The sequence below is a fragment of the Patescibacteria group bacterium genome, from assembly GCA_018896645.1.
Classification (GTDB): Bacteria; Patescibacteriota; Patescibacteriia; order UBA2591; family JABMQE01; genus JAHIMF01.
This window is the reverse complement of record JAHIMF010000085.1, coordinates 1-13,940: the sequence shown is the minus strand read 5'-3', so window position 1 is coordinate 13,940 and position 13,940 is coordinate 1. Positions and strand designations below refer to the sequence as shown.

Below are 13,940 nucleotides of genomic sequence, written 5' to 3'. Positions count from 1 at the left end.
AACTTATTGCAACTAGCTCGCCTCGCTGCGGCTCGGCTCGCGTAATACAGTTGTAATACAATTGTATTACAATCGCATTACTATCGAGTTACAATAAATTACTATTTTTCTCCCTCCCCCGGCTTTTCCTTCGCGCCGGCCGCTGCCTGCGTCCCACCCGCAACATCCAAAGGCTTTTTCACTCCATACAAACTTCTCCCTTGTTTCCGGTTGGCCACGCCTTGAGTATCATAGCGACCTCGAACAACGTGATATCGCACACCCGGCAAATCTTTAACCCGGCCGCCGCGAATCATAACAATCGAGTGTTCTTGCAAGTTATGGCCTTCACCCGGAATATAGGCGGTTACTTCCATACCATTGGAAAGGCGGACCCTGGCAATCTTGCGCAAGGCCGAGTTTGGTTTTGTGGGAGTTACGGTTGTTACTTTCAAACAAACGCCGCGCTTAAACGGACTGCCTTTTGGCAATTTAGTCCTTTTTCTTTTAAGCGTATCTAAAACCGTCTCCAGGGCTGGAGTCTTGCTTCTTTTTGATTTGCTTTTCCTGGGTTTTTTAATTAACTGATGAATTGTCGGCATATTTTATTTATTTGAATGTTTCGCGAATGAACTCGCGAATGTATTTCGCTAATTTTATCGCGAATAATTATTAAGGGTATTCTAATCTATTAGAGATTATTTGAGTTCTAAATCCGTGATCTGTGGCTATCCGTAATAAATCCACGGCTATCCGCGTCTAACAAAAAAACACTCTTCATTAAAACACCTATTTCCAAGTGTCTTGCAATAAATCTATCATAAATCAAAAAATGCGTCAAGCGAAAAAACTACGGAATGACGAAACAAACAGTTGGACTGACGAAGCGAGCCGCGGCGAGCTTCGTTATCCACGATAACAGAGCTCGATGCGGCTCGCTCTGTTACTCCTCTAACTTTCCCAGCCTATCAAAAAATACCGCCGCCGCCAACAAATAATGAATAAATGAAAAGGATGGGTGGGATAATCAACCTAAAACCAAAAAAGATGAAAATCAGTAAAATAAAGAAACCATAGCGCGATAAAAACATTTTTATATTGTTCAGAGAATCTGGCAATACCGCAAAAAGAACTTTAGAGCCGTCAAGCGGTGGTATCGGAACCAAATTAAATACTGCTAAGAGAACATTAGCATAAACCACGATAGAAAGCAAGGCAATAAAATCAGTCATTGGCAAAAACCGAACTGCGAGACCAAACACTAGAGCAGTTATAATATTGGCCGCAGGTCCGGCAATGGCCACCAGAGCAGAGTCGCGTTTAGGGTTTCTTAAATTATAAGGATTATAAGGCACTGGTTTGGCCCAGCCAACAATAAACCCGGTTTGGGAAATCCATAAAAGCAAAGGCACTAAAATCGTTCCATACATATCAATATGCGCCAAAGGATTAAGCGTTAAGCGACCCATATCCTTGGCAGTTGAATCACCCAGCTTCCAAGCCATCCAGCCATGCGCGTATTCATGGATAATAGCGGAAAAGATTATTACGATAAGGAAAAATATGGAAATCGTGGTGACCATAAAACTTGATTAAAATTGAAAATGATGATAACCTAAAATCACGGTGATATTGTTCGATTGTTCGATTGTTGAGTGGAAGTAATGACAATTGAACAATGGAACAATTGAACAATGAATGCTAAAATTCAACCAGTAAGATGTTAACTTAAATTAATACATTAATCCATGAAACCATATGTCTAAAATCTGCGACATCTGCGGCAAAAAACCAAAGACTTCAATTTCCCGGAGCCATTCTAACATTGCCACCAAACGCAAACTTTACCCCAATCTTCAAACCAAGCGGATTGATGGAAAAAAACTGAAAGTGTGTACGCGGTGTATTAAAACCTTGAATAAAAAGGCTGTTTAGCGGTCTTCTTGTTTTGTTGATCGGGGTCACACACCTTTACCCCGCACCTTTGTCGGGGATAGGAGACTCGAACTCCTGACCTCACGCACCCCATGCGTGCGCGCTACCAACTGCGCTAATCCCCGAAAAAGGTGCGGGGCCATGCGTGCGCGCTACCAACTGCGCCATACCCCGCTGTTAAATTCATTCTACCATAAATCTTAAAATTTTCCAACCCTGGAAATTTTTCAAAAAAAGGACCCGCTGAAAATTAAACAGGTCCCGTCTTCTTTATCAACACCCCAACAAATCACGCATAGTTTCCGGAATCGCAACACAAACTGTTGCAAATGTTGCAAAAAGAGCAACCCAAATTGTATCGCCTCCAATATAAAAAGATGATATACCTACGCCCAGCCAAATTCCAACAATGGCAATCCCTTTCCCAATCCAGACTTTCCAGTCCATTTCTTTCTCCTTCCTCTTTTGATACTGGTTGATGTTGATGTGGAACAACAATAAAAAAAGCCTACTTTAACTCACCACCATAGCATATCTAACAAAATTTTGTCAACCCAAACCATAATGCCTTATGACTATTATCGGCATTTCCGGCGCTCGCGGCAGTTTTTCCGAGCAAGCGGCCCGAGAATACGTCAGAACAAACAATATAAGCGATTTCCGGCTGGAATATCTGATTTCCGCGGAAAATGTGCTTACAACACTTAACCAAGGCAAAATTGACCTTGGTATTTTTCCAATTGAAAACTCCAATGGGGGAGTCGTGCTTGAAGCCATTTATGCTATGAGCAAACACATCTTTAACATCAAAAATATTTTTGAGATTCCGGTGATTCACTGCTTGCTCGTGGCTCCTGGAACTAAAAAAGAAACTATCGCCAAAATCGCCTCCCATCCCCAAGCTATCAAACAATGTAAAATGTATCTAAAAAGAATCTGGCCAAAAGCAGGGCTGGAAGAACGCGATGATACAGCGCATGCGGCTGAAGATCTAAAAAACAAAGTCCTGTCCGCTACGACCGCAGTCATTGCTCCAGAATCCTGCGCAAAACTTTATAATTTGGAAATTTTAGAAAAGGGGATTCAGGATTTGAAATTTAATTATACCTCATTTCTGGCAGTGAAAAAATAAAAATAAAAAGCCCGGTCAAGTAGTTATTACATACCCAACCAGGCCCAGCCTTTGGTGTATAACCATTTGTCTAAATCACCCTGTTTTCGCCCCATTCTCTTTTTGGCTTCTGTTCAACAAACAGTCTGAAATTGGACACTGAAATCTACCTCCAGAACTACTTGCTGTACCCCAGCCGCCAGGACTTTTCCCTGGCACCCACTTTAATTCAACCTTTGGATGAAGGGGGCAGGCAGGCTTTTTCTTCTCTTTCATGGTTCCCTCCTTTGAGTTAAAAAAAGTCAAGCGAACGTGGAACGATGTACGCGTCCGCTTGACTAAAAGAGGAATCAGACAAGAGATGCAAACCCTGTCCCAACTACACAATCATGCGGGATAACTAGGCGTCCTCTCGTGGCTTTCATCAAAATCTCTGCTTGAACCGGGTTGATTTTAACCCTTGTTATCGCCTCCTCCATATCTTCTGGTGTCAACTCTGAAAGAGGTTTCCCGAATACTTCCAGGCTTAGATCATTCACACCAAAATGACCATTATTAACGTCATCCATAATATCATCCTCCTCCTTTCCTCGCCGTATCCTGCCATTCTTTCTGTTTTTTAATAAAACCGTGCAAAAAATCTTTTGCCTCGGTCACTTCTAAATCAACTGCCTTGCCAAAATCCCTGGCCGCTGTTTCTCTGCGAGATGGATCTTCTTTGAATATAGCAGCCGCCCTCATAAGTTCAGCATTTTTAGCTGTCATTGTCCAAACCCTCCCGTTAATAATGAAAAGAGCAATGTAAAGAGCGAAAAACTATCCCTCGCCCTTTGCGAGTTAAAAAAATAAAAAACCGATTCTCTTGTGAATCGGCTGTTTTTTTTATCTACAAATCTTATTTATTTATATATATAAAATCAGCCGATCCGAATCAGTAAAAAAGAAATAAAAGTTGTACCATTGGCTAATTTTCATACTGGAATAATCTTATCAGGGGTTGAAAATAATGTCAACCCCACTAAATGTGAATAACTATTAAACAGGGTCAAGCGGGATTATCCACAAAAAAATAGGCTGAGTTTTAAAACCCAGCCTAACTATTTTGGCGGTTATCTCCTGTTTTTAGACCGCTTGAGCTGGTGGCCTGTCTTTCAGCAACTTATAGCTAAAACTATCTACTAACGCCTCCCAACTAGCCTCAATAATATTTTCCGAGGCTCCGACTGTGCTCCAAACCCTTTTACCATCCGAAGATTCAATCAACACCCGCACAGTCGCCGCGGTTCCATCATCGTTGCTATTAGACAACACGCGCACTTTATAATCTCTAAGATACACTTCTTTAAGTTGGGGATAAAACTTCTCTAACGCCTTTCGGAGCGCATTGTCCAGGGCATGGATGGGGCCATCCCCCTTGGCTACGGTATGCTCCTGCCGGCCATCCACGCTCACCTCAACAATAGCCTCGGAGGATAGCTGGTCATTTTCATATTGACCCACTTCTGCCCGAAAAGCAATGGTCTTAAAAGGTTGGGTGTAATCGCCCATCACCCGCCGAGCTAAAAGCTCAAAAGAACCGTCAGCGGCTTCATAGGCATAACCATGGGCTTCCCGTTGCTTTAACTCGGTCAACAGACTGACAACACGTTCATCCTTTTTATCAACAACATACCCAAACTGCTCTAAATATTTAGCAACAAGCGCCGTGCCTGCTTGGTCCGAAGCTAAAAAGCGCCGTTCATTGCCTACCAGTTCCGGCTCAATATGTTCAAAGGAACGAGAATTTTTGACTACCCCATCTGCGTGGGCGCCTCCTTTGTGGGCAAAAGCGCTGGCGCCCACATAGGGTTGGCGATGATCAGGCGCCACATTAGCAATCTCGCTCACAAAGTGAGAGAGTTCTGTTAGATCCTCTAATCCTTCTCTGCTAATACAATCTATGCCCATCTTGAGTTTTAGGGTTGGGATTACAGTGCAAAGGTTTGCATTTCCACACCGTTCTCCATAGCCATTAATAGTCCCCTGAACATGACAAACACCCAGCCTTACTGCTTCGAAAATATTAGCTTCGGCACAGCCACTGTCATTATGGGTATGGATACCGATGGGAGTATCCCCAAAATGTTTAAACACATCTGCGATAATCGGCCTAATCTCGCCAGGCAGACAACCGCCATTAGTATCACATAAAACAAGGATGCTTGCCCCGCCTTTCAGGGCCGCTTCCAATGTCCGGAGGGCATAAACTGGGTTTGCTTTGTAGCCATCAAAAAAGTGCTCGGCATCATAAATAACTTCCCGCCCCGCTGATCGCAAAAAAGCTACGGAATCTCTGATCATATGCAGATTTGTCTCTAGCCCCTCCGGCCCCTTAAGCCTTAACACCTCCCAAACATGCAAATCCCAGCTTTTGCCAAATAGAGCGATTGTTTGGGTTTTGGCTTTGAGCAAAGTCTGGAGAATCGGATCTTTTTCCGGTGTGTTCTTGGCCCGCCGAGTACTGCCAAAAGCAGTGGCTTTCGCGTTTTTCAAACCCAACTCTTTAACACGAACAAAAAACTCCAGATCCTTGGGATTAGTTGGGTTGGGCCAGCCGCCCTCGATGTAATGCACGCCAAGGTCGTCTAATCGTTTAGCAATCGCCAGCTTGTCCTCAACTGAAAATGAGATGCCTTCGGCTTGAGACCCGTCTCTTAAGGTTGTGTCAAAAATTGTAACCATAGCTCTTTCTCCTATAATAGCATAAAGAACAAAAAACTGCCTCCCAAGAGTGGAAGGCAGTCAACTTTTTAAATTATTTAATTGAGCTGTTGTTAATTAAAGGCCTTCCACTCGTCTTAAGCGGCTAATAATAATGTTAATAATTCTAATTGCCTGGAAGGTTTCATTCATAGTTTAATAATATGCTATGTAAAAAATTTTGTCAAATTTCTTCAAAGCAACATCTTCTGACCAAACGCGAACTTGCCCTTCTCTAAATCCTCCAAATAATCTATATCCCGCTCCGTAACTGCGAGTGATGGTGAGTATGGTTCGGGATCAAATAAAAACCCCCAGAAATTATCTTATTCTCTGGGGGATAAATATTACTCAACACTCGCCTTCTTGCGAACGGCTAGTTTGTTTAATCCATCTATGTAGGCCTTAGCGCTGGCCTCAATAATGTCCGTGGAAACGCCGCGACCAATCACTACATTACCGTCTTCCTTTAAATGGACCGTAACCTCACCCATGGCTTCGGTACCACTGGTCACTGACCTGATTGCATATTGCTGCAGAGTAGTCGGCAGATTGACAACCGCCTGGATGGCCTTAAAAGTCGCATCCACTGGACCATCGCCGCACTCAGCCTTTTGTCTAACTTCATCTCTGATTTGAATCTGGACGGTAGCTGTCGGAATTGCGCCAGTGCCACCAGAGGTATGCAAATATTTTAGGTGATAAGTTTCCGAAATATCCTGCATCTCATCACCCATCATCGCTATTAGGTCCTCGTCATAAACCTCTTTCTTTTTATCAGATAGAGGTAAAAACTGCGTTTCGTAGAATCCCCCCAACTCCTCATCAGAGAGATAGTAACCCAGCTGTTCTAATCGATGTTGCAGAGCATGGCGGCCTGACCGGGCGGTCAGTACAATTTTACTCGCATCCAGACCCACATCTTCTGGCTTTATAATCTCAAAAGTTTCAGGATTCTTTAGGAAACCATCCTGGTGAATGCCAGAACTATGGGCAAAAGCATTAGCACCAACAATTGCCTTATTTGCGGGGACAATCATACCAAAAGCATCAGCTACCAAACGACTGGCCCTAACAATTTCGCGAGTATCAATGCCAGTAGCCACATCAGAATAATAATCCCGCCGAGTCCGTATGGCCATAACCACCTCTTCCAAAGCGGCGTTCCCGGCGCGCTCGCCAATGCCATTGATGGTGCACTCCACCTGGCGCGCCCCATTATCAACAGCGGCCAAGGTGTTAGCTACCGCCAAACCCAAATCATTATGGCAATGAACGCTTAAGACGATTCCTTGGATATTGGAAATGTTCCTCAAAATGTCTTTTATTAAGGCGCCAAATTGCTGGGGTTGGGCATAGCCAACTGTATCAGGAATATTAATAATTGTTGCCCCGGCCCCGATTGCGGCCTCAATTACCTCGCAAAGATAATCAAACTCGGTGCGCGTGGCATCCATTGGAGAAAATTCTACATCCTCACAGAACGACCTTGCTCGCTCCACAGATTCAACTGCCATTCCCAAAATGGCATGCGGCGGCCTCTTTAACATATCCATATGCTGGGGAGAAGTGCCAATGAAAGTGTGGATACGGGGGCTATATGCATTTCTAACCGCGTCAGCCGCTCTAATGATGTCATCCGGCAACGCCCTAGCCAAAGCGCAGATAACAGGCCCTTCTACTTTTTGAGCAATCAACCGCACCGCTTCAAATTCTCCAGGTGAAGAAACAGGAAAGCCAGCTTCAATGATGTCAACTCTCAAACGAGCTAACTGCTGGGCAATACCCAACTTCTCTCTGGCACCCAACCGACTGCCAGCGGCCTGTTCGCCGTCTCTTAGGCTAGTGTCAAATACATAGACTTTTTCAGTAACCATTTGATTTTCCTCCTTTGTTTGGCGGTTGAATTGTTAATGAATGGAACATTAAACCTAACACAAATTTTAAAAATGAGCAAAAAAACTAACCGGATTTCCAGCCAGATATTTATCTTACAGACGCAAAACAAAAATCTAGCCCAAAAAAATTAGCAAAAGCAGACCTATTGATAATAAGCTATTTTGAGTATTTGGATTTTGAATGTTCTGAAACATAATCAAAAAATAAGGGGTGGGGCCGATGAAGTAAATTTCTCCACCGACCCCGCAAGCGCAAGCATCAAGAGGATCAGAAAGGGGGAGCCCGTAGTGAATCCGAAGCTCTTCGTCCTCTCTGTTGACTTCTGGTCTTCACCTCTTTACCCCGTACCAAAACGGTAAGGCACAGCCCTAAAAATAGGTTGGACCTTTTGGTACGGGGTTTACGGATAATCTTGGGGTATGATGTGCCCCTTGAAAGCGCCGCTGACTATGATGGGTCAGTTTTGCCTGTCAGCCGTCGTAGGTTTCCTCCTGATACTTGCGCGATTCTTCTTCTAAAGAACTATTGAAAGTGGGTGATCCTGGATTTGAACCAGGGACCCTCGGATTGTAATTCCGATGCTCTAAGCCATTTGAGCTAATCACCCTAATTAATTCGTATGCGCCCATTCGCAGCGGGCTACTTGTCCCGCATTATTCAAACGAAGTGAGAATTAGCGCGGGATTCGCCTACTAAAAAGCAAAAAATCTAGCCCTTGGGGCTAGATCTCTATGTACTCTGCAAATTTTTCTATTTTTTATTTAAACATAAGATCTAGCCGCGTTAGACGACGAGTAAAAGTACCAAAATTACCAATACTAGATCTAATTGTTTAAATATGTTTTTCATATTGTTTATAACTTATCACACCTTTAAAATAGTGTCAAGCATTGACTTATCCACCAAATCAAAAAATTGCTAAGATTAGCTAATTTCTAAAACTTTAACCAACTGTTTAATTAGTGAAAGCACTACTGCCGGCGGCATCAAACTATACGCATCATTGCCTTGGTCATCTTTCAAAATCCAGGGTTTTTCTGATATTTTCACTCTTTTATTACTCTCATCACATTCATAAACATATTCTGGGGTAATCTCATAATCATCAAAATTATCTTTTGCAAAGTCAACTGGTACTGCATTTCTTAAAAGTACTTTGGGAATACCATGTAAAGTAAAAATTTTATCAATCAATGAATCATCAAGCTCTAATCGGTCCCTAACCGCTTCAATTCCTAGGCTATCCCCTTCTTTAGCTCCCATTCTCGCCTTATCGCACGCGGGGTTATCACACATCAGATAAAATTTTTTCTTCTTCTCATCATAACCTGCCTGCTTAGTTGCTAAAAGTTTTAAGTTTCGCGGAGTTTGGCACTTGGGACAAACTACGCGGTTCTTCATCCGCTCATCAATCACAATTTCTGGTATATCAATCGCCACAAAAACATCAGGATCTTCCCGGTAATTAATTAAATCCCGAAAATACAAGGAATAAGAAACTTGGTCCAAATCGCGAGGGAAACCATCAATAAAAAGTATTTTCCTTTCCAGCCTGTCAATCTCTTTTTTAACTAAGGTTAAGATAAACTCGGTTGGCAAAAGGGTCTTTGTATCCCGGCTCAGCAGAGCTTCCATGGCCTGCTCAACCGAGATATAACCGCGATAATTTTTACTTAAATAATCGATTATTTCTTTTTTCTTGTCTTCATCTTCCAGGCCCTTATGAGCAGCCCGGACAATATCACCCACCGAAATATGACCGATTCTTTCCTCACCAAATATTTCAATCATCATTTTGGCATAAGTTCCCTTGCCAGAACCCTTTTTGCCCAAAAAATAAGCTATAAAAGTATTGCCATCATCAAAATATTTCTTTAATAGTTTGATCTCTTTATCCGCTTTCTTATTGAAATATTCTCGTCTGTCAATTGGATCGCTAAAGTCAAATTTTTTAGTAATGCCTTTTACCTTGGTTCCCTTCAAAGGAAACTCTTTCTCATAATTTTTCATATTTTAACTTTTTCTTTCCTATGTTAGTTCAAAAAATTAATATAAAGATAACTGAATTTGATAATATTATTTCCGGCCCAATAACATCCTGACCTTTTCCACTACTTGTGTGGGCGTAAAATTAGCTTTTACCAAATAATCGTCAGCGCCCATGTCTTTGCCTTTCTGGATATCCTCATCCTGGCCCAGATTAGTCAGCAAAATTACCCTGGCACTCTTGGTAGCGCTATCAGCTTTCAATGCTTGTAGAACCGCAAAGCCATCCATTTTTGGCATAATCACATCTAATAAAATAACGTCGGGTTTCTCCCTTTTTGCCATCTCAAGTCCTTCAGATCCTTCTGTGGCTCTTAAAAATTGGAACTTCTCCTTTTCAAACTTGACTTTATACATATCCGAGAGCATATCTTCATCTTCAATTATTAAAACTTTCTTTTGGGATTCTTGTGTGGGCATAAATGTTTTGATATTAATGATTACTGTTTTTAGTATAGCAAAAAATTATTTAACAGACAAGGGCGTGGTTACTAAAGTTAATAAGGTTAATAAATAGTTAATAAAAAAGATTAACTCTATTAACTATTTTATTAACTTTATTAATCCCCAATCAATGTCCACAATCAATAGCTCACGGTTTCCCCATCACTCACTAATATAATGTCTCCTGTCTTGTCAGTGCGTAGAATAATGGCTCCTACTGCTTCTAAATTCTTTAAAACCCGCAGATTCGGATGCCCAAACCTATTATCCGCTCCAACTGAAATCACGGCATATTCTGGCTCCACTGCTTGCGCAAACTCCAGACAAGTTGACCCCTTGCTTCCATGGTGCCCGACTTTCAAAACATCTGAATTTACATCAATGCCCGCGCTCAACATCTCTTCTTCTGATTTAATTGTCGCGTCACCAGTCAATAAAAACGAAGTTTCTCCATAAATTAACTTAACCACAATTGAGGTCTCGTTATTATCCTCTACATTAATTCCCACGTAATCTTCCCAAGGATAAATAATTTCCAGCCATAGGTCATCACCAAATTCCACCTTCATCGGCGCTCGAGCAATATCCATAGGTATTTGCTCATCCTTAATAATTTCTAACCACTCAATATAGGCCGGCAAGGTATGCACTACCCCAGTGCTCATCACCCGCTCCACAGGATATCGCTCTAACACCTCCACCAGCCCGGTCACATGGTCTGCATCCGGATGCGTCAAAATCATCAAATCAATCCGCCGCCGCCAAAAAGGCAAATTCCCATCAATTCCCCGCACCACACTATTATCCGGCCCGCCATCAATCAAAATATTCTGGCGATAAGGCGTCTTAATCAAAATCGCATCGCCCTGGCCGATGTCTAAAGCGATGACTTCTAAATTCGTCTGTTGGTTTTCTACAATCCAAACATAACCGCCAAGGCCTAGGGCGAGGAGGATGAGGGTGATGATTATTGTAAGGAGTTTTTTAGGGGGTTGCATATTTTTAAAAATTGACTTAATATTATATTGCCAAGAGTCAAAAGTGACGAGGAGGAAAAACATGAAAAGCCTCAACGAAATACCTAACTTCTCTATTGTGGACGATGGTAGTACGAGGGCGGTTAAGGTTCGTAATGGCCTTAATTTCTGACAACAGGGGAGGAAATAAACGCATTATTAGGGCCTCCACATCCGCACCATCACATGCAGATATTCTTAACGAAATCGTGGTGAAGCCAACGGTTTAACAGTCAAAAATGAAGGAGGTGCATTTATTAATGTAAATAATAGTCGAAGGACTATTAGATTTACAGGGAAAAGCGATACCGTAGGTGCTACGGATTTAGAACAAGCTACTCAATTCCTGAAAACAGAATTTCCCAATTACGAAATCAGGATAATATAATCCCTAAATATACTCTTGGCTCCTGTCATAATCGCGCCATCGGCAACCTCATTGGTCCCGATGGCTTTTTCTTTTTATATTTTTAGAACCATTCAGGCGAATGGTTCCAGTATGAATTTCTCGGTATGATGGTTCATTATATCAAATCAAAAAAATTTCAAAAATTATTAATTATCAATTATTAATTATCTTCTTCATCCTCCAAATCATCACTCCAATCCCCAAATAAAACAGACCAATTACCCACACCGACACCTTCTCAATCTCCACCCCAGCAAAATTCAACCCCGAAAACACATCAACCACTTTCACTAAATACCCCAACAACAACCATACTGGAATAAATAACACCTTCGCCAGGCCTGTCCATGCCAAGCCCAAAACTGTTGCCACCGCTCCAAAAATCAAAACAAAAGGCAAAATAGGCAAAACCAAAATATTCACCAAAGGCGCTATAATCGAAACACGATTAAACTGATATGCAATTAAAGGCAATGTCATCACCTGGGCAGACATAGTCATCACTAAAGATTGCCGCAATCCAAACTTCTTTGGTATTTTTTTAAAAATTTTCTCAAACCACGGCGAAAAATAAATAATCCCCAAAACAGCTAAAAATGATAACTGGAACCCGACATCACTTCGCAGAATCTTGGGGTTCACCAAAAGCATTAAACAAGCCGCGAACAGTAGAGCATTCAACGACTTATTTAGCCGGCCTAAATTCATGGCTAACAAAAGCAAAAACCCCATAATTCCGGCTCGCACTGCGCTCGCTGGCGCGCCAATCATAATAATATACAAACTTAAAAATACACTCGCTATCCAAAACGCCTGCTTTCGCCACAAGCCAAACCCAATCAGCACACTCATCAAAATTGTAGAGATAATCGTAATATGCAAACCAGATATGGCAATCACATGGCTCACACCCACACGGCTGAATTTGTCCAGCAACTCTTGGCTAATCCCTCGCCGGGCACCCAAAAACATAGCGGCAAAAATCGCTGACCCTGGCTCTGATATTCCTCGCTCAACCACCTGCTTTAACCTATATTTTAACTTCAAAATCCCCGCATATGCAGAACTCTCCTTGCCTTGGCTTAACAACTTTATATCTGGATTATAACAAACCGAATAAATCCCATTCATTGCTAAATACCTCCCATAATTGAAGTCCTCAACCATACCAGGGGTCTCCAATTTACAACTAATCTCCAATTCATCACCATAATTATATTCAGGATATAAATCCGTCTTTACCAACACCTTGCCGCTAATATCTTCGCCTCTTGGTTTTATTGTTAGTTTAGCGTGGTCAATCCGTTGGTCTGGCTCATCCGCCACAATCCCAACAAATGTCGTCATCTCGTTCGTATCATTCGTATCTACTCGTGAATTATTATCGCTCCCACCAAAGTCACACCTTAATAATCCGAGTACAAAAAATATCACTACTAATCCGAGTACTCTCCATTTCTTATCTTTCAATGTAAATCCAAAAACAACCGCGCCCAGAACTAAAATCATAAAAATAATAAAAAACTGAACTTCAATAAATGACCCGAGCGCAATTCCAACAATAAACGCTAAACAGGAATATAAAAATATTTGGGATTTTTTCATAATTATTAACTATGGGGGTTGATTGCAATCAACCCCTACATAAATTCTACCTGCTTCAAAAAGAAAAATCCACCCAGATGACATAGTCACCTGAGTGGAAATAATCATGCTTTTGACTTTAATTTTGTTAATCTCTTTCTTTCCTGAATAGATATACCTTCAATATCACCATAAGCATCAAATCTTCTTTCGGTCCAAGCAGCTACCTCGTCTTGGGCATAATCACTAAGAGTCCTCCCTGTCTCTTTAATTATCTCCTCAACTTGATCACACATCTCTGCTTTTCTGACTAGCATTCTACCTCACATAAGCCAACCAAAAATAAATGTAACTATGAGTCCTATCAAAATTACTATGAACTCGAATAACATAACATTCCTTCTCTCTAAAGAACTACATTTTAATCACCGCTCACTATTTTTGCGATCTCATCAAAGGCACTACACTTATACATAGCCGCAGAAGGAGGCGGTGACTCAGATTGTAACCCGGCTTTGCAAAATCTTTCTGCGAGAGCCACTATAGTCTCGATCTTATCGTACCTTCTGGACTTCTCTTCAGCCATCAGTTTGGCCTTCTTCTCATCCTCGGCTTTTTTCATGCCTTCAGAAAAAATAGCTATCGGTGATACTCTCTCTTTCACAATAACCTCCTTGTTTAAAGAACTGAAATCTCAACCCACTCTCCATAAAAAAGTTCAATACAACAATCAAGATCCTCAACCAAATCTGGCTCTCTATAATTACGATGCATTTCT

The 13,940-nt window shown here is 41.7% G+C and carries 16 protein-coding genes and 2 tRNA genes; 2 read left to right on the top strand and 16 right to left on the bottom strand.

The features are described 5' to 3' along the window. Window positions 1-101: 101 nt before the first annotated feature. Both rpsL and KKD20_06190 read right to left on the bottom strand, forming a co-directional pair. Window positions 102-581 (bottom strand): 30S ribosomal protein S12, encoded by a 480-nt coding sequence (gene rpsL / locus KKD20_06195; GenBank protein ID MBU4332673.1) that lies wholly within the window; start codon window positions 579-581, stop codon window positions 102-104. A 366-nt stretch (window positions 582-947) separates the two neighbouring features. Continuing rightward, window positions 948-1,562, bottom strand: coding sequence for a site-2 protease family protein (locus KKD20_06190; protein MBU4332672.1), 615 nt, complete (start codon window positions 1,560-1,562; stop codon window positions 948-950). Between the two features lie 175 nt (window positions 1,563-1,737). Here KKD20_06190 and rpmB point away from each other — a divergent pair, with 175 nt between their 5' ends. Further along, on the top strand, window positions 1,738-1,914 hold the full coding sequence (gene rpmB / locus KKD20_06185) for a 50S ribosomal protein L28 (protein ID MBU4332671.1): 177 nt from the start codon (window positions 1,738-1,740) through the stop codon (window positions 1,912-1,914). A 52-nt stretch (window positions 1,915-1,966) separates the two neighbouring features. Here the strand turns inward: rpmB and KKD20_06180 are convergent. After that, window positions 1,967-2,039, bottom strand: a tRNA-Pro gene (locus KKD20_06180). A gap of 148 nt (window positions 2,040-2,187) precedes the next feature. Further along, complete coding sequence (locus tag KKD20_06175; GenBank protein MBU4332670.1) at window positions 2,188-2,409, bottom strand: hypothetical protein; 222 nt, start codon at window positions 2,407-2,409, stop codon at window positions 2,188-2,190. A gap of 76 nt (window positions 2,410-2,485) precedes the next feature. On the opposite strand from KKD20_06175, the gene KKD20_06170 reads away from it, so the two are divergent. Beyond that, entirely contained in the window at window positions 2,486-3,046 is a 561-nt protein-coding gene (locus tag KKD20_06170) for a prephenate dehydratase (protein ID MBU4332669.1), read from the top strand. A 75-nt stretch (window positions 3,047-3,121) separates the two neighbouring features. Here KKD20_06170 and KKD20_06165 read toward each other — a convergent pair whose 3' ends face one another. The 12 genes from KKD20_06165 to KKD20_06110 all read right to left on the bottom strand — a co-directional run bounded on the left by KKD20_06165 (window position 3,122) and on the right by KKD20_06110 (window position 13,826). Next, window positions 3,122-3,301 carry a hypothetical protein gene (locus tag KKD20_06165; protein ID MBU4332668.1) on the bottom strand — a complete coding sequence of 60 codons (180 nt, stop codon included), beginning with the start codon at window positions 3,299-3,301 and terminating at the stop codon, window positions 3,122-3,124. A gap of 74 nt (window positions 3,302-3,375) precedes the next feature. Then, window positions 3,376-3,594, bottom strand: coding sequence for a hypothetical protein (locus tag KKD20_06160; GenBank protein MBU4332667.1), 219 nt, complete (start codon window positions 3,592-3,594; stop codon window positions 3,376-3,378). A gap of 4 nt (window positions 3,595-3,598) precedes the next feature. Continuing rightward, window positions 3,599-3,790 carry a hypothetical protein gene (locus KKD20_06155; protein MBU4332666.1) on the bottom strand — a complete coding sequence of 64 codons (192 nt, stop codon included), beginning with the start codon at window positions 3,788-3,790 and terminating at the stop codon, window positions 3,599-3,601. Between the two features lie 357 nt (window positions 3,791-4,147). Beyond that, entirely contained in the window at window positions 4,148-5,746 is a 1,599-nt protein-coding gene (gene cimA, locus KKD20_06150) for a citramalate synthase (GenBank protein MBU4332665.1), read from the bottom strand. Window positions 5,747-6,111: 365 nt separating this feature from the next. Further along, window positions 6,112-7,641 (bottom strand): 2-isopropylmalate synthase, encoded by a 1,530-nt coding sequence (locus KKD20_06145; protein ID MBU4332664.1) that lies wholly within the window; start codon window positions 7,639-7,641, stop codon window positions 6,112-6,114. Between the two features lie 554 nt (window positions 7,642-8,195). Continuing rightward, window positions 8,196-8,270 (bottom strand) — tRNA-Val (locus tag KKD20_06140). 317 nt (window positions 8,271-8,587) lie between these two features. Continuing rightward, on the bottom strand, window positions 8,588-9,673 hold the full coding sequence (locus KKD20_06135) for a nucleoside monophosphate kinase (protein ID MBU4332663.1): 1,086 nt from the start codon (window positions 9,671-9,673) through the stop codon (window positions 8,588-8,590). 66 nt (window positions 9,674-9,739) lie between these two features. Next, window positions 9,740-10,129, bottom strand: coding sequence for a response regulator (locus tag KKD20_06130; GenBank protein ID MBU4332662.1), 390 nt, complete (start codon window positions 10,127-10,129; stop codon window positions 9,740-9,742). Between the two features lie 164 nt (window positions 10,130-10,293). Further along, window positions 10,294-11,151 carry an MBL fold metallo-hydrolase gene (locus tag KKD20_06125; GenBank protein ID MBU4332661.1) on the bottom strand — a complete coding sequence of 286 codons (858 nt, stop codon included), beginning with the start codon at window positions 11,149-11,151 and terminating at the stop codon, window positions 10,294-10,296. Between the two features lie 580 nt (window positions 11,152-11,731). Next, window positions 11,732-13,183: a ComEC family competence protein gene (locus KKD20_06120; GenBank protein ID MBU4332660.1), complete on the bottom strand. Its 1,452-nt coding sequence runs from the start codon at window positions 13,181-13,183 to the stop codon at window positions 11,732-11,734. A gap of 104 nt (window positions 13,184-13,287) precedes the next feature. Further along, window positions 13,288-13,479 (bottom strand): hypothetical protein, encoded by a 192-nt coding sequence (locus KKD20_06115; GenBank protein MBU4332659.1) that lies wholly within the window; start codon window positions 13,477-13,479, stop codon window positions 13,288-13,290. 104 nt (window positions 13,480-13,583) lie between these two features. Next, window positions 13,584-13,826 (bottom strand): hypothetical protein, encoded by a 243-nt coding sequence (locus KKD20_06110; GenBank protein ID MBU4332658.1) that lies wholly within the window; start codon window positions 13,824-13,826, stop codon window positions 13,584-13,586. Window positions 13,827-13,940 lie beyond the last annotated feature (114 nt).

Bases quoted from the DNA above. Each gene is read 5' to 3' on its own strand.
- KKD20_06155 (MBU4332666.1), bottom strand. From the start codon at position 3,790: ATGACAGCTAAAAATGCTGAACTTATGAGGGCGGCTGCTATATTCAAA.
- KKD20_06145 (MBU4332664.1), bottom strand. From the start codon at position 7,641: ATGGTTACTGAAAAAGTCTATGTATTTGACACTAGCCTAAGAGACGGC.
- KKD20_06120 (MBU4332660.1), bottom strand. From the start codon at position 13,183: ATGAAAAAATCCCAAATATTTTTATATTCCTGTTTAGCGTTTATTGTT.
- cimA (MBU4332665.1), bottom strand. From the start codon at position 5,746: ATGGTTACAATTTTTGACACAACCTTAAGAGACGGGTCTCAAGCCGAA.
- KKD20_06125 (MBU4332661.1), bottom strand. From the start codon at position 11,151: ATGCAACCCCCTAAAAAACTCCTTACAATAATCATCACCCTCATCCTC.
- KKD20_06135 (MBU4332663.1), bottom strand. From the start codon at position 9,673: ATGAAAAATTATGAGAAAGAGTTTCCTTTGAAGGGAACCAAGGTAAAA.
- rpsL (MBU4332673.1), bottom strand. From the start codon at position 581: ATGCCGACAATTCATCAGTTAATTAAAAAACCCAGGAAAAGCAAATCA.
- KKD20_06170 (MBU4332669.1), top strand. From the start codon at position 2,486: ATGACTATTATCGGCATTTCCGGCGCTCGCGGCAGTTTTTCCGAGCAA.
- rpmB (MBU4332671.1), top strand. From the start codon at position 1,738: ATGTCTAAAATCTGCGACATCTGCGGCAAAAAACCAAAGACTTCAATT.
- KKD20_06190 (MBU4332672.1), bottom strand. From the start codon at position 1,562: ATGGTCACCACGATTTCCATATTTTTCCTTATCGTAATAATCTTTTCC.
- KKD20_06130 (MBU4332662.1), bottom strand. From the start codon at position 10,129: ATGCCCACACAAGAATCCCAAAAGAAAGTTTTAATAATTGAAGATGAA.
- KKD20_06115 (MBU4332659.1), bottom strand. From the start codon at position 13,479: ATGCTAGTCAGAAAAGCAGAGATGTGTGATCAAGTTGAGGAGATAATT.
- KKD20_06165 (MBU4332668.1), bottom strand. From the start codon at position 3,301: ATGAAAGAGAAGAAAAAGCCTGCCTGCCCCCTTCATCCAAAGGTTGAA.
- KKD20_06160 (MBU4332667.1), bottom strand. From the start codon at position 3,594: ATGGATGACGTTAATAATGGTCATTTTGGTGTGAATGATCTAAGCCTG.